The sequence below is a fragment of the Klebsiella sp. R445 genome (genome assembly GCF_051131755.1).
Lineage (GTDB): Bacteria > Pseudomonadota > Gammaproteobacteria > Enterobacterales > Enterobacteriaceae > Klebsiella > Klebsiella lignicola.
Genome location: NZ_CP180446.1, coordinates 4,369,064 through 4,390,104, shown reverse-complemented (window position 1 = coordinate 4,390,104; position 21,041 = coordinate 4,369,064). Strand labels below are relative to the sequence as shown.

The following is a 21,041-nucleotide window of genomic DNA, read 5'->3' as shown; positions in this document are numbered from 1 at the left end:
TAAACTCACTGGCAAAAACCGCTGAAGGTTTTTACGCTGTTCTGCTGTTGTTCACTGGAAAGATGGAAATGCAGGGTGCATTTCCGCGCGAGGTTGTCCTGGGTCCAGCTCGCTTCAAGCGTGCCTTGATCAGGGATACCACTGAGGTACACCTGGCCGCTATCGGCGACCATCCCCTGCGGCGCCGCACCCATGTCGTCCTGTTCCTGGCGCAGCTGGACGCTGGCGCCAAACGGGATCGCCCCGTCGTGATTGCGCAGGGTGAACAGTACACGATTGCCGATGTGCGTCTGGTAGTTCGCCATCACCACCGCGCCACCGCCGGGGATCACCGTCTGTCCCTGTAGTTCGACATCGGTGTCGTTGGTCATCGATTCGGTATCCAGGGTGATGGTGTTTTTGCGATAGACCGTTAACGTCGGCACGACCGCATAGCCACGCCCGTCGGTGTGGACGTTGCTGCCGTTCTGAATCGCCACATCCGCAGCTCCTGGCGCCCGCACGATGGCAAAGCTGTCGCCGACAGGTTGCCCCAACGTGACGCCATGGGGGTGCGCCACGATAGAACCGGAAGCGCCCCAGGTCAGCTGATTGCTTTCACTGTCATGGCGATAGCCCAGCTGGGCGCTGCCGTAGCCACCGTGGTAATCCAGCGCGGCGCTGCTGTTACTCCCCTGCCCGGCGTTGGCGTAGCCTTGCTGCACCGAGTAATAGAGGTTCTGGCTGTGCGGCATCACGCCGTACATTGAAACCTGCTGCGAGGAGTGACCATTGTTGTCGGAGGTGGTGCTGTAGCTCACTGAGCTTTCCGCCAGCCAGCCGCTGAGTGGGATATTCAGGTTAAATGACCAGGAACGGTCCGCGCGCTCCCGGTCGGAGGATTGGGTGTAGTAGTAACCGACGCCCCAGGAGATACCTTTCCAGGCGCTATAAAAACCGAGATGTATCGTTTCATCGCGGCTGTTGCTGTGCCAGTAATCCTGCGAGTAGGCGGACAACGCCAGGCTGCTGGCGGTACCAAAGGACTGGGCAATAGAGAGCTCTTCCCGGCTGCGTTTGTTATCGACCATCTGGCTCTGGCTTTCGAGCGCATTCGCTTCGCTGAAGTCGTAATAGCCGCTCGAGGAGTAACGATAGCTGGCGAGGCTGAACGAGGTTCCGGTGCGGGCAAAATCTTTCTGGTACTGCACGCGGAACGAATGGCCGGCAAAATGTTTATCTGACGGCGTGGCGGTGTTGGCCCAGGTCAGGTCGCCGCCGAGCGATCCCAGTTCGCCAAAGCCGCGCCCGATACCCATCGCCCAGGCCTGATAATCCTGCGCCAGCTGTGTGCCGCCGTACAGGGTGACCGACGCGGGCAGCCCATAGAACAGCGTGCCCTGAATAAACTCCGGTGAACGGACGTCGTTGTGGTCGGAGTGATAGCGCCCGCCGCTGAGGCTGAATTTGGCCCGCCCTTCCCGCAGCATAAACGGCACCGCGGAATAGGGTTGGGTAAACGAGCGTACCGAGCCATCGCTCTCTTTCACCTGCACTTCAAGGTCGCCGCTTTGTGCCGTCGGGTAGAGGTCTTTAATCGCAAAGGCCCCCGGCGAGACGAAGGTTTCGTAGATCACATAACCATGCTGCAGCACCGTCACTCTGGCGTTGCTGTGCGCCATCCCGCGGATCACCGGGGCAAAGCCGCGCTGGCTGTCCGGCAGCATTTCGTCATCGGACATCAGTTGCACGCCACGAAACGGCACGCTATCGAAGACTTCGCCGGTCGTGAAGGTATCGCCCATGCGCAGCAAGCTTTTGAGCGGCGCCACGTCACGCTGCACATAGGTACTTTGTGAATGCCAGCGGTAATGCTGGTCATACTGCATTGAGGAGATATTGCGAAGTCGCCAGGCGCCAAAATTAGCCCCGCTGCGTAAATTCAGATAGCTGGAGCGGCTTTGTTCATCAGACTGCCGGGTCTGCGCCCCGGTCAGGTTATAGTTAACGAACGCCGCCGGCACGCCCTCATCCCAACGTGACGGGTCGACATAGCCGCGACTCTGGGTGTTCATCGCCGCCTGCGGAATGCTTAAATTCAGCCGCTGGGTGGCGAAATCAAACTGGCTGCTGGCATTCGGAATGTAGTGTTCAATCCGGATGAAGGTCTCACCGTCATGCAAGGTGTTAAAGGATGAGAAAGCGCTGACGTTGACCCCGAAATCGGCCAGCTGCGCCGGGGTCAATACCGGTTGCAAGGCCCCGTGGTCTTCGACAAAGGTGACCGACCCCTGGCCAATTTCCTGATTGTTGACCCAGATACTCACCGGATAGGTACCGGGCTGCTGCCCGCCGGATTTGGCGAAATAGTGTAAGTCCGCCATTTTTTGCTGTGGATTGGCAAACTCGAGGGCCGCGGGGTCGAAATAATCATCGGCCCAAACCAGCGCGCTGTGGCACAACAAACACAGCAGCGGCACGCTGGCGATGAGCCGGGCATCCCCACACGGGGACGCCTTCACAGCATCGCCGTGAACGGTAACAAGGGATCTTTTTTTCACAATAGCTGACCTGGCGATGCTAAGCGCAAAAATTACTACTGGGCGTAATCCGTAATCCCGCCAAAATCATTAATGGCGCGCCATTTCACGACTCCGGAACCGCTAACCGGCCACGTTTTGCTGGCTAACGGGGCAATCATTCCCGGTTCTTCGATCGCTTTGCCACCCACCGAAATCGTAAAAAAGGAGACAAAGTATGGCGTCGGGTTCTGCGCCACCAGCCGGTTACCGATAACTTTAAAAATCAACGATTGCCAGGCTTTAGCCGGATCGCCCGCCAGGCCCTTTGGCCGATAGAAAATTTTAAACTTCGACTTAATATTGACCTGTAATTTATTGGTGTCCCCTTGCTGCGTCGGGGAAATACTTTTCACATTTAACCAAAATACCGATTCGCGATCGCGGGGCAGCGTTTTGCCAATGAAATTAATTCGCAATACGTTTTCTTGTTCAGGGTCGAGGCGAAATAACGGCGGCGTCACAATAAAAGGCACCGGGCTGGTATCTTTTGCCGCATAGTTTTCCACCCACGACTGCACCAGATAAGGAGAATGGGTATCGGCATTCGTCACGGACAGTGAGGCTTCGCGCTTTCCTTCTGGATAAATAACCCGCGTCCCTCCCATCACAATACCGGCCTGAGCCGTGGTGCAGACCAACAGAATAAAAGCAGCGGTGATGCCAGCCAGAGTATATTTCATCGTCACAATCATCAAATAACGGTTTAAATACAACCGCAAAACATAACAAACAGCCAAATACAAAAAGAAAATGAGCAGGTATTCCTGCTCATTGCTTTCTTAGTTGTACACCATATTGAAGTTAGCGGTTCCGTTTGCCGCACCGGCGGTCACCGCACTGGTGGAGATATAATCGGCAAAGAATTGCAGATCGGCCGTACCGGTGCTGGCGCCGCTGGTCCCGGCAACCACGTTCTGGTCACGAGAGACGGTGCCGAGATTAATCGGCGTGGATTTGTCATCTTCGTACAGTTTGATCGCCACACCCTGCGCGCCGCCGTTCACCGCCAGCAGGTCGCTGTTGTTGGTATCCCGGGAGCCATCGAACAGCACCGAGACTTTGGTGACCGAGGTCGGGCAATCTTTGACTTTAATATGGAAGGCGGTTTTGGTGGTTTCGGAGCCGGCGCCAGCAAAGTAGCTGCTCGCCCACTTGCCCAGGTCGACGACCTGACTGGCGCTGGTGCTCTCGATGTTACAAGAGGTGTCGGTAATGGAGCCGGTGAACTCGACCTGACCACCCGTACCTTGCGTACCGCTGTTTGAGCCCGGGTTGACGGTCATTGCGGAACGTGCAGGTTGTGCGGGACTTGCCATTACAACGCCGGATACCAGAGCACCAACCATCGTTGCCATAATACAAAACTTGGTTTTCATTTTTTATCTCATTGCTAACAGATCTTTATGACAGATACAGCTCAGAAACAGTATGTTTGAGCAACTCTGCTTTCCATTTCTCCATGTTAAGAATATGCGCGTTCCATCAGCGGGATATTAAACGCTCGACAACAGGTCCCGTTCAATTTATTGCACCAGAATGGCGAAATAAACCGCGAACAGGAAAAATAACACCAGGCATTTAATATTAAGAGAAATACTATTCTTGCGATAAATAAAACGCAATATTTTGTTATGTTAATGAAATGATGTTTTACTTTACCAATGAAATAAAAAGCCTATAGCTCACCAGAATTGTTAATTTTACAACCCAAAAAACTCAACAGCATAACAGGGTAATGAAACAAATCACCTCGTCAGTTAACAACACCAACAAAAAGATGCCCTGTTCTGCTGTGTTATTTCTGTGAGCCCGCAAGGGACAACTGCTGTTTTAAGATTATTCTTAGTCACGACCACCCGCTTATATTTGTCACATTGGTAATCATAATTGCACTAATAAATACCTCTTATAACTATCCTGACATTTCATATTTCAAATGAAAGCTTTAGTTGAATGAATTTCACACACGGCAACTAATGTTATTTCATTGTGATTAATCCCAAGCCGATATCTGAATGACAAATAACAGTACATGTGCACCATAAAAAAACCCGCCACGGCAAACGCCGGTGACGGGTTGTATCGAACATCAGGTGGGTAAATGCGCGGTTAAATTCTCAATTAAAACAGTCCTAACGGCGCGGTACCGTAGCTCACCAGCAGGTTTTTGGTCTGCTGATAGGCTTCAAGCGCCATTTTGTGAGTTTCGCGGCCAACCCCTGACTGCTTGTACCCGCCGAACGCCGCATGCGCCGGATAGACGTGATAGCAGTTGGTCCAGACGCGACCAGCCTTGATCCCGCGACCCATGCGGTAGGCCAGATTGGTGTCCCGGGTCCAGACGCCGGCGCCGAGGCCAAACTGGGTCTGGTTAGCGATGGCCAGCGCTTCCGCTTCATCTTTAAAGGTGGTCACGCCAATTACCGGGCCAAAAATTTCTTCCTGGAAGCTGCGCATCTCATTGCGCCCCTTAATCAGGGTCGGCTGGATGTAGTAGCCATTGTCCAGCTCGGCGGCAATGCTGGCGCGCTCGCCACCTGTCAGGATCTGGCCGCCCTCGTCACGGGCAATCTTGATGTACGACAGGATCTTATCGAACTGCTGACGTGATGCCTGCGCGCCAATCATTGTATCGGTGTCAAAGGGGTCGCCGCGACGGATCTGCGCCACTTTGGCCATCACCCGCTCCATAAACGGCTCGTAGATCGATTCATGGATCAGCGCCCGCGACGGACAGGTACAGACTTCGCCCTGGTTAAAGAAGCCCAGAACCAGCCCTTCCACCGCCTTCTCAATAAACTCTTCTTCGCCATCCATCACGTCGGCGAAGTAGATATTCGGCGACTTGCCGCCCAGTTCAACGGTGCACGGAATAATATTCTCCGCCGCGCAGGCCAGAATATGCCGCCCGACCGGAGTGGAGCCGGTAAAGGCGATCTTGGCAATGCGCTTGCTGGTCGCCAGCGCTTCACCGGCTTCTTTACCGAAGCCCTGCACCACGTTCAGCACGCCCGCCGGGAAGATATCGCCAATCAACTCCATCAGCAGGGTGATGCTCAGCGGCGTTTGCTCTGCCGGTTTGAGGACCACGCAGTTACCGGCCGCCAGCGCTGGCGCCAGCTTCCATGCCGCCATCAGCAGCGGGAAGTTCCACGGAATAATTTGCCCGACCACCCCCAGTGGCTCATGGAAATGGTAGGCCACGGTCGTTTCATCGATCTCCGCGGTGCTCCCCTCCTGCGCGCGCAGGCAGCCAGCAAAATAGCGGAAGTGATCGACCGCCAGCGGCAGGTCGGCATTCAGGGTTTCGCGCACCGGCTTACCGTTGTCCCAGCTCTCGGCAATCGCCAGATACTCGAGGTTTTGCTGGATGCGATCGGCCACCTGCAGCAGCAGATTCGAACGCTGCTGGACCGAGGTTTTGCCCCAGGCCTCTGCGGCGCGGTGCGCGGCATCGAGTGCAAAGTCGATATCTTTGGCATCCGAGCGGGGGAATTGTGCAATGTCGCTCCCGTCCACCGGCGAGGTATTCATAAAGAATTCGCCACCGATCGGCTCGACAAATTTGCCGTCTATATAGTTACCGTAAGCGGACTTAAATGACACTAAGGCGCCCGGCTTGCCAGGATGTGCATAACGCATCGCAATCTCCTTCTGTAGGGTTGAGGCGCAGCGGCGTATTGGTTTTGTGCTGTTGCCTGCTGCATGAGGAGTAATGCAGGGGTTATGCCAGAGTTTTATGGCGATAAAATCATAATGTTATTCATTGAGTTACACGAATACCTTCGGCGGGTGTCGCACTGATTTCTGCTTCTGTGTCGCAAATCGCAACACATGAGAAACCATAAAGCTACAATATTGCAACATCACTTAAACGGCCATGAGGTGCTCCGTGCAAGGCAATTCGTTTACCCTCGACCCCGAGGCGAAAACCAACCCGTTGCTCAGCGATTCCTGGTTTCGTAGCCAGCAGTATGGTCTGGAGCCGACGACGGATGATTTTCCGCGGCTGCGATCCAACGAGCTGGCGGATGTGCTGGCCAGCCATACCCGGCTACAGCAGCTCACTCAGCCGGTGGTGAACACGCTGTCGCGAAAAGTGGCTGACCTGCAGTCGGTGGTGATCCTCTCTGACGCCAGCGGCCTGGTGCTGCAAACCTTCGGCAACCTGCACGCCATGGAGAAAGCGCAGAGCTTCGCCCTTGCACCGGGGAATCTGTGGAGTGAAAGCGGTCGCGGGACTAACGCCATCGGCACCGCGCTGGCCATCGACGACAGTTGTGAAATCGATGGTCGCCAGCACTTTCTCACCAGCAACCAGGACCTCTATTGTGCCGCCATGCCGGTGCAGAGCCCCGACGGAAAAATAGCCGGGGTGCTGGATATTTCCGGCCCGGCCCAGGTGCCTCATCCGCATACCCTGGCGTGGGTAAAAGCGGCGGCTAAACAGATTGAGTACCTGTGGGTTAAGCAGAGCCTGCACCCGCAGCAGTGGCTGATGAGCCTGCATGCCGATCCCCACAAGCTCGACAGCGTCGAAGAGCTGCTGCTGGTCTTCTCCGATAACGTACTGACCGCCGGCAATCGCCTGGCGATGCGCGATCTGGGCCTCGATCCCGAGCAGTTCGGGCAGGTCACCTTCCAGCAGCTGTTCCCGCAGCTGACGCAAACCGCCGTGAGCATCCCGTTGCCGGTCACCCTGCAGCAACACACCTGTTATTACCGTTTACGCGCCCCGGCCCGCAGCAGCGTGGCGGTGGTGGCCCCGACCCCGGCACCTGAGCCTGAGCCTCTCCAGCTGCCATTCACCAGCCCGCAGGAAGGGGAAAAGCTGTTACGTCTGCTGAATGCCGGTATTGCGTTATGCATTGAAGGGGAAACAGGATGCGGGAAAGAGTTCGTCAGCCGGACGCTGCACCAGCATAGCCGCTGGCGCAACGGTAAATTCGTCGCCATCAACTGCGCCGCCATTCCCGAATCGCTGATTGAATCTGAATTGTTTGGCTACCAGCCGGGGGCCTTTACCGGCGCCAGTAAAAACGGCTATATCGGTAAAATCCGCGAGGCCGACGGCGGGGTGCTGTTCCTCGATGAGATTGGCGATATGCCGATGTTGCTCCAGACCCGCCTGCTGCGGGTGCTGCAAGAAAAAGAGGTGACTCCGCTCGGCGCCAGCCGTAGCGCTGCGGTTAGCTTTGCGGTGATTTGCGCCACCCACCGCAACCTGGCGCAGCACGTGACCGAAGGGACCTTCCGCGAAGACCTGCTGTATCGCCTGCGCGAATTTGCCCTCACCATTCCCCCTTTGCGCGAGTGGACGATGCTGCCGGCCTTTATCCAGCAGCTCTGGCACGACCTCGGCGCCACGGCCCGCCATGTGCAACTCTCACCGCCGTTGCTGACGCATCTGGCGTGCCTCCCCTGGCCGGGTAACGTCCGCCAGTTGCAGAGCCTGATGAAGGTGCTGCTGGCGCTGGCTGACGAGGGAGATGAACTGACGGTGGCGGATCTGCCCGCCGAGTACCAGACTGCACCACCGCCGCTGCCATCGCGTGGGCTTCAGCAGCACGATGCTCAGCTGATCGCCCAGACGCTAAGCACCTTCAACGGCAACGTCAGTAAAGCGGCGCAGGCGCTGGGCGTTGCCCGCAGCACGCTCTATCGCCGCGCGGCACGTCACGGAAAAAATTAACCCGCTGCGGGGCGGGTTGCCCCGCGACCGCACTTTCTCACTGGCGTCGTGCGTTTGTTTATTTTAGAATTATCTAAATTTAGAAAAAGCTAAAATAGATGAATACACCCGAACAGTTACAGTCAGCCGCCGGCGAGGCCGCCGCTCTGCTCAAAGCGATGAGCCACCCCAAGCGGCTGGTGATCCTCTGCATGCTCTGCGAAACGCCGCGCGCCAGCGCCGGCGAACTGGCCCGCATCACCGGCCTGAGTCCTTCAGCCACTTCGCAACATCTGGCACGCATGCGCGAAGAAGGCCTCATCGGCTGCGAGCGTGAGGCGCAGCGTATCCATTACTTCATCACTCATCCTGCGGTTCAGCAAATTATCTCCACGCTGAAGACCCTCTATTGCCCTTAAGGAACAACCATGACTATCGCCACCCTTTCCCCCGAAGACGTCCGGGCTCAGATTGCACAAGGCGCCAGATTAATCGATATTCGCGATGCCGATGAATATGCCCGCGAGCATATTCCTGATGCCGAACTGGTACCGCTGGCGACGCTCACCAACGGCGCCACGCTGCGTACTACGGCGGACGACACGGTTATCTTCCATTGCCAGGCGGGCTCGCGGACGCAAAATAACGCCATTCGACTGGTCGCCGCCGCGGCCCCCGCGCAGGTCAAGCTGATGAGCGGCGGTATTCAGGCGTGGAAAGCGGCAGGTCTGCCGGTCATAGAAGACAAAACTCAGCCTCTGCCGCTGATGCGCCAGGTACAAATCGCCGCTGGCGGACTCATTTTGCTGGGGGTAGTGCTAGGATATAGCGTGAGTAGCGGATTTTTCCTGCTCAGCGCGTTCGTCGGGGCCGGGTTAACTCTGGCCGGTCTGACCGGTTTTTGCGGGATGGCGCGTCTGCTGGCCGTGATGCCATGGAACCGACGTGCGCAGTGAACCTGAGCACAATATTGATCGACAGATGAGGAGAAAGCGATGTATTCAGTGGGTGATCTGGTACAGCCACGTATGGGCGGGCCAAAACTGAAAATTGTAGCCGTCAACGAAGAGCATATCGTTGCCGTACAGGCCAGTAACGAACAGGGCGAGCAATATACGCTGAAACCTGCTGACGTTTCGCCTTATACCGAAGACGGTGATTTTGGCGTTTGTTAATATTAACGGTGGGTCACCCCACCGTTATTTCTGCTGGTTCCGATCCCATCCCACCCGCGTTTATCGCCGGTCGAACGTCGTTAGCCATAACGATTAGATCAGAAAACTTTCCAGGGTTTCACCTGCGGCGATGGCGTTAGCAATCGGCTTCGGCATACGTCCCTGACCAGTCCATGTTTTCTGCTCGCCATTGAGGTCGGTAAAACGATATTTTTCCGGACGCGGCTGACGTTTTTTGCTGCCTTGATGGGGAGCGGCATCCAGTGAAACCAGTTCGTCAGGGGTAATACCGTCGGCGATCATCAGCTCCAGCCAGGTCTGTACTTTTTCCTGGTATTCAGCGTGTTGCTCGCTGGCAGCCAGCTGCTCTGCCCGTTTTTCTTCAGTGACGACCCTGAGTTTTTCAAGCATTTCTTCAAGCACGTCAATGGAGAATTCACGCGACATCGCCCGCAGCGAACGGATATTATTCAATTTCTGTAACATTAAAGACATAAATTACTAAACAATCCTAAATTTCAAATAAGACAATACTACCGGGACACTTTAATATATTGGGCTATTTATTACCACCTTTAATCCCTGTGAATAAATATATCCCGAAGACACTCGCTCAATTCAATTTTAAATGGCAGGGATTATTACCAAATTAAAAAATAAGCGGATGACGTCACCCGGCTGAATAGAATAAAAAAGCCACACTGATAGCACCAGTAGATATATTATCTGGCGTCTCAGCAGGTTATCAGCATCAATACGGCGACTGGGTTATACGGCTCCAGTCTGACAATGAATAAATATGCTTTAAATCAGAATGAAAATCAAAATTAACAATCAGAATACCATGCCAGAAATGACGACAAGAACGAGATAATTACTCCAAAAGTGATAGCCATCACACTGAAACGTAACATCAGGCGCCATCCGGGCCGTTCGCCTCCTCGCACGCGCAACTCCCCTTCAGCCAGCAGAAAAACAACCATTTGATATTAATACAAAAAATACAAACCCAGGACAAAAGTAGCGCAACGCCCATAAAACGAACTCTTACAGAGTATTTTATCGACAAAACGCCACCAAATAAAAATTTATAGCTAGTTGCCAGTTTTAAGGCAGAGAGATAATCTACGCACACAAAACGATACAACCCAAAACGCTGCAAATGAACACATTTTGTGGCGTAACAGACTTCATTTTCGAGGAGCACTCCGATGTTCTCTGCTCAGTCCCGCTTGCGTCATGCGGTAGCAGACACCTTTGCGATGGTGGTGTACTGCACCGTTGTAAACATGATGATCGAAATATTCCTCTCTGGAATGACTTTTGAGCAGTCGCTTTCCTCACGACTGGTCGCCATTCCGGTGAACATTGTTATTGCGGTGCCTTATGGCTTTTATCGTGACCGCGCCATGCGTCTGGCACGCCATATCAGCCCCTCTGGCTGGATGAAGAATATTGCCGATGTCGTGGCATATGTGACCTTTCAGTCACCGGTATACGTCGCGATTTTATTTGTGGTCGGTGCGGACTGGCATCAGATTGCGGCAGCAGTGAGTTCAAACATTGCGGTATCGATGATGATGGGGGCGGTTTACGGTTACTTTCTCGATTACTGCCGCCGCCTGTTCCGCGTCAGCGCGTACCAACAGATTAAGGCCTGATCCTTTCAGTTCAACGACTCAGCGACTGACCCTTGTCAGTCGCTTCCCGGATACATCCCCACCCTTGCTGCTCTAAGCTTAGCTGTGAGACAGGCTTGGCGTCACTTCGCCATATAACCCATTGATAAAGCGCTCAAGCGCCATTCGCGAACTGAACCCGTGTGGAATACCATAATGCTGCTGCACCTCCCCGGCCAAATACAACGGGAACTGCTCATAATGATCGCAGGTTTTGATATCCGACGCGGGCTCCGCCAGCGAATTACTGCGCTCTTTTAACGCAGGGTGAATAATTAAAGCCGTGCGCCCCATGCGCGCTTCGCGGTTCACATAGACATAATTATCACCGCGGCGATAGCCATACGCTTTTTGGGTTACCGCATCCATGGTGAAGCCGGCCTTTTCAAGAACGCGCGCCACCTCATCGGGTCTTAAATACATACTCATTCCTCATTATCTTTTACCGCACATTGAACCTTACCTTATTCAGCATTGATAACGCTTTCGGAAAATTCCAGAAACCGAACACTATCAGCATAATTCAAAATCTTGTTCTACACTTAATCACTCAACGGAATTAAGGGAGAACGCAATGGCGAACCGAGCAAACCGCAACAATATCGATGAAAGCGCTGAGGATATTCATAGCGATGTCAGCCAATTAGCGGATACGCTGGAAGAAGTGCTGAAATCATGGGGCAGCGATGCCAAAGATGAAGCAGACGCCGCGCGGAAAAAAGCACAGGCATTGCTGAAAGAGACACGTGCCCGCCTGAATGGCAATAACCGCGTGCAGCAGGCTGCCCGCGATGCCGCAGGCTGTGCCGATACCTACGTGCGGGATAAACCCTGGCAGAGTGTGGGTGCCGCCGCCGCCGTGGGGTTATTTATTGGCGTATTATTGAATTTGCGTCGATAATATAAACGATAAATGAAGATAACAAATACGCGTCCGCCCCTGCGAGCCTCTGGTCCGCAGGGGCTTTTTGTTGTCTGATTGCTTGCCATCCGATGTGGGCATGATTGTCTTCAGAGGGTGGTTCACGGGAAAGTGGTTTTTAGCTGCTCCAACCTCCTTGCAGCATGTCGCTATATTCCATGCCTGCATTTTGGTCGCTGAAAAAGCCTTCAGCCATGATATTGCGACGGGACAGTCTCGGGATGGCAGCGCGGGGTTAAGGCGCATCAAGAAAACGGGCGGGAACGCAGGCGCGCATCCAGGACTGACGGCCTGGACGGCCGTCAGAGGGCAGGTCGAGACAGGGATGTCGAGTCCGGCCCGGTCCGCCAGATGAAGCCGGAGTGGAGCATACCGCTCAGCGGCCGTTTTCAGCGCAATGCCGGGGGTCATGGGGGGCGAGCGAAACGCCCCCCATGCCGTTCACCCGCTGAGGGTGTGAGAAAAGTACTGGATTCACCGTGAACGGAACATTCCACGAAAGCAAACAGAATTGTCCACGGAGCCCATGCAATAAACCACTTTCGCGCAAACCACCGTTTACCTGAATCCTCCTGAGCCTCAATAACCAGCGTTACCCCTAAGAAGAAGACAGCGCCTGCCTGAGCCGTCGCACCACCTCTGTCGCCATCTCCATCGACGTCACATTCGTAAAACTCACCAACAGCCCTCCCGCCCCGCGGCTTGCCATCCGCCAGTCGCTTAACGCCTGGGCCGCCAGCCCGGCCTGCTGCGCTTTGCGGGCCAGCACCCGGTCGTCACCGCTTACCGTTATCACCAGTTGGATCCCTCCCAGTTGCGGCACCACGCCAAACCCCTGCTGCTGCAGCGCCGACTCCAGCCACTGCCGACGCTGGGCGTAGCTGGCACGCATCTTCTTCAGGTGCCGCCAGAAATGCCCCTCAAGGATAAAATCGGCCAGCGTCTGCTGCCACAGCGTCGGGACGCTACAGCTCAACATCTGCGCCTGCTCGCGAAAAGCAGCCACCTGCGGCAGCGGCACCACCAGCCAGGCAGCATGCAACGCCGGGAACAGCGACTTGCTGAAGGTACCGGCGTAAATCACCCGCTGCGGGGCATCGAGGCTTTTCAGCGGCGGCAGCGGCTTCCCCTGATAGCGAAATTCACTATCGTAATCATCTTCGATGATCCAGGCATCGCGCTGTGCCGCCCAGGCCAGCAGCTGCCGGCGTCGGCTCAGCGACAGCGCCACGCCCAGCGGGCTCTGATGTGCCGGCGTCAATAGCGCGAAATGGGCTTCCGGGTAGTCTTGCTGCGCCTGGGTCACATCCATCCCTTCGTCATCGACCGCCACCGGGTCGATAATCACCCCGTGGCGGGTAATCACCGGTCGAATCAACGGAAAGCCGGGATCTTCCATCCACATATGCTGGCCGGGTTGCGCCAGAGTGCGGAGGATCAACTGCATCGAGGCGGCGTAGCTCCCGGTCACCAGCACCTGTTCAGGCAGGCATTCAATACTGCGGGAAAGCCGCAAATAATCGGCGATCGCGCGGCGGAGGATCGCCTCCCCGCACGGATCGCCCGGCGCCAAATCAAACCGCGTTTGCGTGCGCAGTCGTCGCCCCATCACCCGCGCCCACAGGCCGCGAGGAAAGAGATCCAGCGCCGGCAGACCCATCTGAAACGGCTGCGGCGCCGTCGGTTCACTGCTGAGCGGCTCACGCGCCGGAGCTTGCTGCTGCGGACTTAGCCTGTCGCTGACAAACGTCCCGGCCTGCCCGCGTCGCTCAAGCCAGCCCTGAGCCACCAGCTCGCCCCAGGCATTCTCGACGGTGGCCCGGGAGACACCCAAAGCCTGGGCATACACCCGGCTGGCGGGCAGGCGACTGCCGGGCGCCAGTTCGCCACCTTCAATCGCTGATTTGAGCTGGCGGGCAATGCGCTGATAGTGCGGTACTTTTTTGACGTCCATTATGGTCTGCTTTTTTGATTACAATATGGCTATCTTTTGCAGTCCATTATAGTGCTATTTTGCAGCGGTTCTTAATTGAGGAAAATACCATGAGCCAACTACGTCAGCCCTACAATCAACTGAGCCCGGAAGTCTATAACGGTCTGCTGCAAGCCAAGATGGCGCTGGATAAAAGCGAACTGGACAGCACCCTGGTGGAGCTGGTGTACCTGCGAGTGTCACAAATTAACGGCTGTGCCTTCTGCCTGGAAATGCACAGTAAGGCGCTGCGTCACTCCGGTGTAGCGCAGAATAAGCTGGATGCGCTGGCAGGCTGGCGAGTCAGCGGACATTTCAGCGCCGCGGAACAGGCGGCGCTGGCATGGGCGGAATCCGTGACTGATATCGCCACCAGCCATGCGGAAGATGATGTTTACCTGCCGCTGCTGGACCATTTCAGCGCGCGCCAGATCAGCGATTTGACCTTCGCCATCAGCCTGATGAACGCCTTTAACCGCCTGGCCGTCAGCATGCGTCAGTAATTTCAGAGCAAACGTCCCCACCCTCGCGGGTTCCACACGCGAGGGCACACCTTTATCTAAAAACGCTATATATTGCGTGGTTGAACTTTTAGATAACTACATCTAGTATTTCCTAAACAGTTAACCGATACCGAACGTCACGCCTTTTTGCGCCGTTCTGCTATCATAAATGGAAATACGAATCATGCGCATTACTATTTACACTAAAGATGACTGCGTTCAGTGCCACGCCACCAGGCGCGCGATGGAAAGCCGCGGCGTCACCTTCGAGATGGTGAATGTCGAGCATCACCCTGATGCCGCCGATATGCTGCGCGAGCAGGGTTTTCGCCAGCTGCCGGTGGTAATGGCCGGTGAAACCCAGTGGTCCGGCTTCCGCCCGGATATGATCAATCGCCTGCGCCCGCAACCGGTAGCCAGCGCATGAGCCTGATCGTCTACTTCTCCAGCAGTTCCGAAAATACGCACCGGTTCGTCCAGCGTCTGGGGCTGCCCGCGGTGCGCATTCCGCTGAACGAGCGCCAGCGCATCCAGGTAGACGAGCCCTACATTCTTATTGTCCCCAGCTATGGCGGCGGCGGTACGGCGGGCGCGGTGCCCCGCCAGGCGATCCGCTTTCTCAACGATCCCCATAACCGCCAGCAGATACGCGGCGTGATTGCCGCAGGCAACCGCAACTTCGGCGATGCCTACGGCCGGGCCGGCGATGTCATCGCCCAAAAGTGTGGCGTCCCGTACCTGTATCGTTTTGAGCTGATGGGCACCCCAACCGATGTCGATAACGTGCGTAAAGGAGTGAGCGAATTTTGGCAACGACAACCGTAGAAGCGAAAACGACCGGGGCATCCGATTTCCATGCCCTCAATGCAATGCTGAATTTATACGACAGCAACGGCCGCATTCCGTTTGACAAGGACCGCCAGGCGGTGGACGCCTTTATGGCAACCCACGTGCAGCCCAATACGGTCAGCTTCGCCTCGCAAAACGACAAGCTGGAGTGGCTTATCGCCGAAGGCTATTACGATGCCAGCGTACTGGCCCGCTACGATCGCCAGTTTGTGCTGGCGCTGTTTGCCGAGGCCCAGGGTTATGGCTTCCGCTTTCAGACCTTCCTCGGCGCGTGGAAGTTTTATACCAGCTATACGCTGAAGACCTTCGACGGCAAACGCTATCTCGAACATTTCGCCGACCGGACCTGCATGGTCGCCTTGAACCTGGCACAAGGCGATGAAAACCTCGCCCGTCAGTTGACCGAGGAGATCCTCAGCGGGCGCTTCCAGCCGGCAACGCCCACCTTCCTCAACGCCGGAAAACAGCAGCGCGGCGAGCTGGTGTCCTGCTTTCTGTTGCGCATTGAGGACAACATGGAGTCGATTGGCCGGGCGGTGAATTCAGCCCTGCAGCTCTCCAAACGCGGCGGCGGCGTGGCGTTTTTGCTCTCCAACCTGCGTGAAGCCGGCGCGCCGATTAAGCGTATTGAAAACCAGTCCTCCGGCGTGGTGCCGGTGATGAAAATGCTGGAAGATGCTTTCTCCTACGCCAACCAGCTCGGCGCTCGCCAGGGAGCCGGAGCGGTCTATCTGCACGCCCATCACCCGGATATTCTGCGTTTTCTGGATACCAAACGGGAAAACGCCGACGAAAAAATCCGCATCAAAACCTTGTCCCTTGGCGTGGTGATCGCCGATATCACCTTCCAGCTGGCGAAAGAGGATGCGCAGATGGCGCTGTTCTCGCCTTATGACGTTGAGCGTCTGTACAGCAAGCCGTTTGGCGATATTGCCATCAGCGAGATGTACGCCGAGCTGGTTGCCGACGAGCGGGTCAGCAAGCGCTGGATCCGCGCCCGGGATCTGTTCCAGCGGCTGGCGGAGATCCAGTTTGAGTCTGGCTACCCGTACATCATGTTCGAAGATACCGTGAACCGGGCCAACCCGATTGCCGGGCGCATTAACATGAGCAACCTGTGCTCGGAAATTTTGCAGGTCAACACCCCGTCAACCTTTGATGAAAACCTCGATTACGCCCACGTGGGCCATGATATCTCCTGTAATCTGGGGTCGCTTAACATCGCCCACACCATGGACTCGCCGGATTTCGCCCGGACCATCGCCGTCGCGGTTCGTGGCCTGACGGCGGTGTCAGATATGAGCGATATCCGTTCGGTGCCATCGGTAGCGGCGGGCAATGCCGCTTCCCATGCCATCGGACTTGGGCAGATGAACCTGCATGGCTACCTGGCCCGGGAAGGCATCGCCTACGGCAGTCCGGAAGGGCTGGACTTTACTAACTTCTATTTCTATACCGTCACCTGGCACGCGCTGCACACTTCGATGCAGATGGCCCGCGAGCGCGGTCAGCATTTTGCCGGGTTTGCCCAATCGCGTTACGCCAGTGGCGAATACTTCGGGCAGTATCTTCAGGGCGACTGGCAGCCAAAAACCGCCACCGTCCGTAACCTGTTCGCCCGTGCCGGCATCGTGCTGCCCGACCGCACCATGTGGCAGCAGCTGCGTGACGATGTGATGCGCTATGGCATCTACAACCGTAATTTGCAGGCGGTGCCGCCGACCGGCTCAATCTCCTATATCAACCATGCGACCTCGAGCATCCACCCGATCGTCTCAAAGATAGAGATCCGCAAAGAGGGCAAAACCGGCCGGGTTTATTACCCCGCGCCGTTTATGACCAATGAAAATCTGGCGCTCTATCAGGACGCCTGGGAAATTGGCCCGCAAAAGATTATCGACACCTATGCCGAAGCGACGCGGCACGTCGACCAGGGGCTGTCGCTGACGCTCTTTTTCCCCGATACCGCCACCACTCGCGATATCAACAAAGCGCAGATCTACGCGTGGAAAAAAGGCATCAAGACGCTGTATTACATCCGCCTGCGCCAGCTGGCGCTGGAAGGCACTGAAATCGAAGGCTGCGTATCCTGCGCGCTATAAGGAGAACAGGATGACCCATTTATCGCGTATTCGCGCCATTAACTGGAACAACATCGAGGACGATAAGGACCTGGAGGTGTGGAACCGCCTGACCAGCAACTTCTGGCTGCCAGAAAAGGTGCCGCTGTCCAACGATATTCCCGCCTGGCAGGCGCTGACGGCGGTGGAGCAGCAGCTAACCATTCGCGTGTTCACCGGGCTGACGCTGCTCGATACGATTCAGAACACCACCGGCGCGCCGGCGCTGATGGCAGATGCGATCACCCCGCATGAAGAGGCGGTACTCTCTAACATCAGCTTTATGGAAGCGGTGCATGCCCGCTCCTACAGCTCGATTTTCTCGACCTTATGCCAGACCAAAGATGTTGATGCCGCCTATGCCTGGAGCGAAGAAAGCGTCTCGCTTCAGCATAAAGCCCGCCTGATGCTCGAGTACTATCAGGCGGATAACCCGCTGAAGAAAAAAATCGCCAGCGTGTTTCTCGAATCGTTCCTCTTCTATTCCGGTTTCTGGCTGCCGATGTACTTTTCCAGCCGCGGCAAGATGACCAATACCGCCGACCTGATTCGCTTAATTATTCGCGATGAGGCAGTGCACGGGTATTACATCGGCTATAAGTACCAAAAAGGGCTGGAGAGCGTCGATGCGCAAACCCGCGAGCAGCTGAAGCAGTTCGCCCTCGATCTGCTGATGGATTTGTATGAAAACGAGCTGGCCTATACCCAGGAGCTGTACGCTGACAGCGGCTGGGGCGAGGAGGTCAACGCCTTCCTGTGCTACAACGCCAATAAAGCGCTGATGAACCTCGGCTATGAGGCCTTATTCCCGGCGGAGATGGCCGCAGTTAACCCGGCAATTCTGGCGGCCCTTTCGCCAAACGCCGATGAAAACCACGACTTTTTCTCCGGTTCCGGCTCCTCCTATGTCATGGGAAAAACCGAAGAAACCGCCGACGACGATTGGGATTTTTAACCCTTATTTCACCAGGGGATTAGCGTTTATTCCCTGGTGATCTATTTCACATAATTACCTTTCATTACACAAAATAATCCACGTGATATTTGACTGAAACATTGCCGCAATATTCAGCAGGAATCACGTGGTTTACCAATTATTATCCAGCCATCATCAAAAAATATTACCTTTTGTGAATCAACGCTCAGCCCTTATGTCACGGGGAATTCGCGGAACTCCGCCTGCCCAATGTCAGCTTCCGCGGGACATTGAGGGTTGTCACAGAATCTGAGTATGTTAGGGTGTAAAAAGGTCATTATCTCCATCAGGTACTATATTGATATAATATAAATAACAGGAAACTCTTTATTGCATGGCAATTAAATTAGAAATTAAGAATCTCTATAAGATATTTGGCGAGCACCCACAGCGAGCGTTCAAATATATTGAAAAAGGATTTACCAAAGAGCAACTACTGGAAAAAACGGGACTTTCGCTTGGCGTAAAAGACGCCAGTCTGACCATTGAAGAAGGCGAGATATTCGTCATCATGGGGCTTTCCGGCTCAGGAAAATCCACCATGGTTCGCCTTCTCAATCGCCTGATTGAACCTACCCGCGGACAGGTGCTGATCGATGGCGTCGATATCGCCAAAATCTCAGAAGCTGAACTTCGCGAGGTGCGCAGAAAAAAGATCGCTATGGTATTTCAGTCATTTGCGCTGATGCCGCACATGACGGTTCTGGACAATGCCGCCTTCGGCATGGAACTGGCGGGGGTTCCAACCCAGCAACGCCAGCAGAACGCTCTGGACGCGCTGCGCCAGGTCGGTCTGGAAACCTATGCTCACGCCTACCCGGATGAATTGTCCGGCGGGATGCGCCAGCGCGTCGGTCTCGCCCGCGCCCTGGCTATCAACCCCGATATATTATTAATGGATGAAGCCTTCTCGGCCCTCGACCCATTAATTCGTACTGAAATGCAGGATGAGCTGACAAAATTACAGGCGAAACATCAACGTACCGTGGTCTTTATTTCCCACGATCTTGATGAGGCTATGCGCATTGGCGATCGTATTGCCATCATGCAAAATGGCGAAGTGATTCAGGTCGGTACCCCGGATGAAATTCTCAATAATCCTGCCAATGATTATGTGAAAACCTTCTTCCGTGGCGTCGATATTAGCCAGGTATTTAGCGCCAAAGATATTGCACGTCGTAGCCCCGTCGGCTTAATTCGTAAAACGCCGGGCATCGGCCCCCGCTCTGCAATGAAATTATTGCAGGACCAGGACCGTGAATATGGTTATGTGATTGAACGCGGTAATAAGTTTGTCGGCATTGTCTCTATTGATTCACTGAAATCAGCATTGAGCGAAGGTCAGGGAATTGACGCGGCGTTACTCGAATCCCCGCAGGCGGTGGATGCACAAACGTCGCTGAGCGACCTGCTCTCCCACGTCGGCCAGGCACCGTGCGCGGTCCCGGTGGTGGATGAAGGGCAACAGTACATCGGCATTATTTCGAAAGGAATGTTGCTGAAAGCTTTAGATCGCGAGGGGGCAAACAATGGCTGATCAATCGAATCCGTGGGACACCACACCGGCGGCGGACAGCGCCGCACAATCTGCCGATGCCTGGGGCACGCCGGCAGCCGCACCGACCGATGGCGGCGGTGCAGACTGGCTCAATAGCGCACCCGCGCCACAGCCGGAACACTTTAATATTATGGATCCGTTCCACCATACCCTGATCCCGCTCGACAGCTGGGTGACCCACGGGATTGACTGGATCGTGGTCCACTTCCGCCCGGTATTCCAGGGCATCCGCGTACCGGTGGACTATATCCTCAGCGCCTTCCAGCAGCTGCTGTTAGGGATGCCGGCACCGGTAGCCATCGTGCTGTTCGCCCTGATCGCCTGGCAAATCTCCAGCGTCGGCATGGGCGTGGCAACGCTGATTTCCCTGGTGGCGATCGGCGCTATCGGTGCCTGGTCGCAGGCCATGGTGACGCTGGCGCTGGTTTTGACCGCCCTGCTGTTCTGTATGCTGATAGGACTCCCGTTGGGGATCTGGCTGGCGCGCAGCCCCCGGGCGGCCAAAATTATCCGCCCCATGCTGGATGCCATGCAGACCACGCCGGCGTTCGTCTACCTGGTGCCGATTGTCATGCTGTTCGGTATCGGCAACGTGCCGGGGGTGGTGGTGACCATTATCTTCGCCCTGCCGCCAATCGTCCGTTTGACGATCCTCGGGATTAACCAGGTTCCTGCCGATCTGATTGAAGCGTCACGCTCGTTCGGTGCCAGCCCGCGCCAGTTGCTGTTCAAGGTCCAGCTGCCGCTGGCCATGCCGACCATTATGGCCGGGGTTAACCAGACCCTGATGCTGGCGCTGTCGATGGTGGTTATCGCCTCGATGATCGCCGTCGGGGGTCTGGGCCAGATGGTACTGCGCGGGATCGGCCGTCTTGATATGGGGCTGGCGAGCGTCGGTGGCGTCGGGATCGTCATTCTGGCGATTATTCTCGACCGCCTGACCCAGGCCGTAGGCCGCGATTCCCGTAGCCGGGGCAACCGCCGCTGGTACGCAACCGGTCCTCTGGGGCTAATTACTCGTCCTTTCCGTCAGTAACTTCTCATTGAACTTCTCA

General features: G+C 55.6%; 20 protein-coding genes. 13 read left to right on the top strand and 7 right to left on the bottom strand.

The features are described 5' to 3' along the window. Nucleotides 1-5: 5 nt before the first annotated feature. The 4 genes from ACMYSN_RS20760 to exaC all read right to left on the bottom strand — a co-directional run bounded on the left by ACMYSN_RS20760 (nucleotide 6) and on the right by exaC (nucleotide 6,203). Complete coding sequence (locus ACMYSN_RS20760) at nucleotides 6-2,459, bottom strand: fimbria/pilus outer membrane usher protein (RefSeq protein ID WP_462498303.1); 2,454 nt, start codon at nucleotides 2,457-2,459, stop codon at nucleotides 6-8. 116 nt (nucleotides 2,460-2,575) lie between these two features. Further along, entirely contained in the window at nucleotides 2,576-3,241 is a 666-nt protein-coding gene (locus ACMYSN_RS20755) for a fimbrial biogenesis chaperone (RefSeq protein ID WP_462496018.1), read from the bottom strand. Nucleotides 3,242-3,340: 99 nt separating this feature from the next. Continuing rightward, nucleotides 3,341-3,937: a fimbrial protein gene (locus tag ACMYSN_RS20750; protein WP_462496017.1), complete on the bottom strand. Its 597-nt coding sequence runs from the start codon at nucleotides 3,935-3,937 to the stop codon at nucleotides 3,341-3,343. Between the two features lie 745 nt (nucleotides 3,938-4,682). Then, nucleotides 4,683-6,203 (bottom strand): acetaldehyde dehydrogenase ExaC, encoded by a 1,521-nt coding sequence (gene exaC, locus ACMYSN_RS20745; protein WP_123756835.1) that lies wholly within the window; start codon nucleotides 6,201-6,203, stop codon nucleotides 4,683-4,685. 250 nt (nucleotides 6,204-6,453) lie between these two features. On the opposite strand from exaC, the gene ACMYSN_RS20740 reads away from it, so the two are divergent. The 4 genes from ACMYSN_RS20740 to ACMYSN_RS20725 all read left to right on the top strand — a co-directional run bounded on the left by ACMYSN_RS20740 (nucleotide 6,454) and on the right by ACMYSN_RS20725 (nucleotide 9,407). Beyond that, nucleotides 6,454-8,253, top strand: a complete 1,800-nt coding sequence (locus ACMYSN_RS20740; RefSeq protein ID WP_462496016.1) for a sigma-54-dependent Fis family transcriptional regulator — start codon at nucleotides 6,454-6,456, stop codon at nucleotides 8,251-8,253. Between the two features lie 98 nt (nucleotides 8,254-8,351). Next, nucleotides 8,352-8,651, top strand: a complete 300-nt coding sequence (locus ACMYSN_RS20735; RefSeq protein WP_123756833.1) for an ArsR/SmtB family transcription factor — start codon at nucleotides 8,352-8,354, stop codon at nucleotides 8,649-8,651. Nucleotides 8,652-8,660: 9 nt separating this feature from the next. Further along, the gene (locus tag ACMYSN_RS20730; protein ID WP_123756832.1) at nucleotides 8,661-9,188 is read left to right on the top strand and encodes a rhodanese family protein; all 528 of its coding nucleotides are present in this window, start codon (nucleotides 8,661-8,663) and stop codon (nucleotides 9,186-9,188) included. A 39-nt stretch (nucleotides 9,189-9,227) separates the two neighbouring features. Next, complete coding sequence (locus ACMYSN_RS20725; RefSeq protein WP_462496015.1) at nucleotides 9,228-9,407, top strand: hypothetical protein; 180 nt, start codon at nucleotides 9,228-9,230, stop codon at nucleotides 9,405-9,407. Between the two features lie 93 nt (nucleotides 9,408-9,500). Here the strand turns inward: ACMYSN_RS20725 and stpA are convergent, their stop codons facing one another. Next, on the bottom strand, nucleotides 9,501-9,902 hold the full coding sequence (stpA, locus tag ACMYSN_RS20720) for a DNA-binding protein StpA (RefSeq protein WP_462496014.1): 402 nt from the start codon (nucleotides 9,900-9,902) through the stop codon (nucleotides 9,501-9,503). A gap of 716 nt (nucleotides 9,903-10,618) precedes the next feature. Between stpA and alaE the strand changes: the two genes are divergently transcribed. After that, the gene (gene alaE / locus ACMYSN_RS20715) at nucleotides 10,619-11,068 is read left to right on the top strand and encodes an L-alanine exporter AlaE (RefSeq protein ID WP_462496013.1); all 450 of its coding nucleotides are present in this window, start codon (nucleotides 10,619-10,621) and stop codon (nucleotides 11,066-11,068) included. A 78-nt stretch (nucleotides 11,069-11,146) separates the two neighbouring features. Here the strand turns inward: alaE and ACMYSN_RS20710 are convergent, their stop codons facing one another. Further along, a complete protein-coding gene (locus ACMYSN_RS20710; protein ID WP_462496012.1) occupies nucleotides 11,147-11,509 on the bottom strand; it encodes a YgaC family protein in 363 nt (120 codons plus the stop codon). A 151-nt stretch (nucleotides 11,510-11,660) separates the two neighbouring features. Here ACMYSN_RS20710 and ACMYSN_RS20705 point away from each other — a divergent pair, with 151 nt between their 5' ends. Further along, nucleotides 11,661-11,987 carry a DUF883 family protein gene (locus tag ACMYSN_RS20705; protein WP_123756826.1) on the top strand — a complete coding sequence of 109 codons (327 nt, stop codon included), beginning with the start codon at nucleotides 11,661-11,663 and terminating at the stop codon, nucleotides 11,985-11,987. A gap of 619 nt (nucleotides 11,988-12,606) precedes the next feature. Here ACMYSN_RS20705 and pdxR read toward each other — a convergent pair. Then, complete coding sequence (pdxR, locus tag ACMYSN_RS20700; RefSeq protein WP_462496011.1) at nucleotides 12,607-13,962, bottom strand: aminotransferase-like domain-containing protein; 1,356 nt, start codon at nucleotides 13,960-13,962, stop codon at nucleotides 12,607-12,609. An 89-nt stretch (nucleotides 13,963-14,051) separates the two neighbouring features. On the opposite strand from pdxR, the gene ACMYSN_RS20695 reads away from it, so the two are divergent. From ACMYSN_RS20695 to proW, 7 genes are all read left to right on the top strand, one after another. Continuing rightward, entirely contained in the window at nucleotides 14,052-14,483 is a 432-nt protein-coding gene (locus ACMYSN_RS20695; protein ID WP_123756823.1) for a carboxymuconolactone decarboxylase family protein, read from the top strand. Nucleotides 14,484-14,667: 184 nt separating this feature from the next. Continuing rightward, entirely contained in the window at nucleotides 14,668-14,910 is a 243-nt protein-coding gene (gene nrdH, locus ACMYSN_RS20690) for a thioredoxin domain-containing protein (protein WP_462496010.1), read from the top strand. Continuing rightward, nucleotides 14,907-15,308 (top strand): class Ib ribonucleoside-diphosphate reductase assembly flavoprotein NrdI, encoded by a 402-nt coding sequence (nrdI, locus tag ACMYSN_RS20685; protein ID WP_123756821.1) that lies wholly within the window; start codon nucleotides 14,907-14,909, stop codon nucleotides 15,306-15,308. Before nrdH ends, nrdI begins: the two co-directional genes overlap by 4 nt. Further along, on the top strand, nucleotides 15,290-17,434 hold the full coding sequence (gene nrdE, locus ACMYSN_RS20680) for a class 1b ribonucleotide-diphosphate reductase subunit alpha (protein ID WP_462496009.1): 2,145 nt from the start codon (nucleotides 15,290-15,292) through the stop codon (nucleotides 17,432-17,434). Before nrdI ends, nrdE begins: the two co-directional genes overlap by 19 nt. Before the next feature lie 10 nt (nucleotides 17,435-17,444). Then, entirely contained in the window at nucleotides 17,445-18,407 is a 963-nt protein-coding gene (gene nrdF, locus ACMYSN_RS20675) for a class 1b ribonucleoside-diphosphate reductase subunit beta (protein ID WP_462496008.1), read from the top strand. Nucleotides 18,408-18,762: 355 nt separating this feature from the next. Next, nucleotides 18,763-19,965, top strand: coding sequence for an ATP-binding cassette domain-containing protein (gene proV / locus ACMYSN_RS20670; RefSeq protein ID WP_462496007.1), 1,203 nt, complete (start codon nucleotides 18,763-18,765; stop codon nucleotides 19,963-19,965). Continuing rightward, on the top strand, nucleotides 19,958-21,022 hold the full coding sequence (proW, locus tag ACMYSN_RS20665; RefSeq protein WP_123756817.1) for a glycine betaine/L-proline ABC transporter permease ProW: 1,065 nt from the start codon (nucleotides 19,958-19,960) through the stop codon (nucleotides 21,020-21,022). The genes proV and proW overlap by 8 nt, the downstream gene beginning before the upstream one ends. Nucleotides 21,023-21,041: the final 19 nt, after the last annotated feature.

Excerpts from the sequence above, each read along its gene's own strand:
- ACMYSN_RS20755 (WP_462496018.1), bottom strand. The coding sequence starts at position 3,241 with ATGAAATATACTCTGGCTGGCATCACCGCTGCTTTTATTCTGTTGGTC.
- ACMYSN_RS20750 (WP_462496017.1), bottom strand. The coding sequence starts at position 3,937 with ATGAAAACCAAGTTTTGTATTATGGCAACGATGGTTGGTGCTCTGGTA.
- exaC (WP_123756835.1), bottom strand. The coding sequence starts at position 6,203 with ATGCGTTATGCACATCCTGGCAAGCCGGGCGCCTTAGTGTCATTTAAG.
- ACMYSN_RS20735 (WP_123756833.1), top strand. The coding sequence starts at position 8,352 with ATGAATACACCCGAACAGTTACAGTCAGCCGCCGGCGAGGCCGCCGCT.
- ACMYSN_RS20730 (WP_123756832.1), top strand. The coding sequence starts at position 8,661 with ATGACTATCGCCACCCTTTCCCCCGAAGACGTCCGGGCTCAGATTGCA.
- ACMYSN_RS20725 (WP_462496015.1), top strand. The coding sequence starts at position 9,228 with ATGTATTCAGTGGGTGATCTGGTACAGCCACGTATGGGCGGGCCAAAA.
- stpA (WP_462496014.1), bottom strand. The coding sequence starts at position 9,902 with ATGTCTTTAATGTTACAGAAATTGAATAATATCCGTTCGCTGCGGGCG.
- alaE (WP_462496013.1), top strand. The coding sequence starts at position 10,619 with ATGTTCTCTGCTCAGTCCCGCTTGCGTCATGCGGTAGCAGACACCTTT.
- ACMYSN_RS20710 (WP_462496012.1), bottom strand. The coding sequence starts at position 11,509 with ATGTATTTAAGACCCGATGAGGTGGCGCGCGTTCTTGAAAAGGCCGGC.
- ACMYSN_RS20705 (WP_123756826.1), top strand. The coding sequence starts at position 11,661 with ATGGCGAACCGAGCAAACCGCAACAATATCGATGAAAGCGCTGAGGAT.
- pdxR (WP_462496011.1), bottom strand. The coding sequence starts at position 13,962 with ATGGACGTCAAAAAAGTACCGCACTATCAGCGCATTGCCCGCCAGCTC.
- ACMYSN_RS20695 (WP_123756823.1), top strand. The coding sequence starts at position 14,052 with ATGAGCCAACTACGTCAGCCCTACAATCAACTGAGCCCGGAAGTCTAT.
- nrdH (WP_462496010.1), top strand. The coding sequence starts at position 14,668 with ATGCGCATTACTATTTACACTAAAGATGACTGCGTTCAGTGCCACGCC.
- nrdI (WP_123756821.1), top strand. The coding sequence starts at position 14,907 with ATGAGCCTGATCGTCTACTTCTCCAGCAGTTCCGAAAATACGCACCGG.
- nrdF (WP_462496008.1), top strand. The coding sequence starts at position 17,445 with ATGACCCATTTATCGCGTATTCGCGCCATTAACTGGAACAACATCGAG.
- proV (WP_462496007.1), top strand. The coding sequence starts at position 18,763 with ATGGCAATTAAATTAGAAATTAAGAATCTCTATAAGATATTTGGCGAG.
- proW (WP_123756817.1), top strand. The coding sequence starts at position 19,958 with ATGGCTGATCAATCGAATCCGTGGGACACCACACCGGCGGCGGACAGC.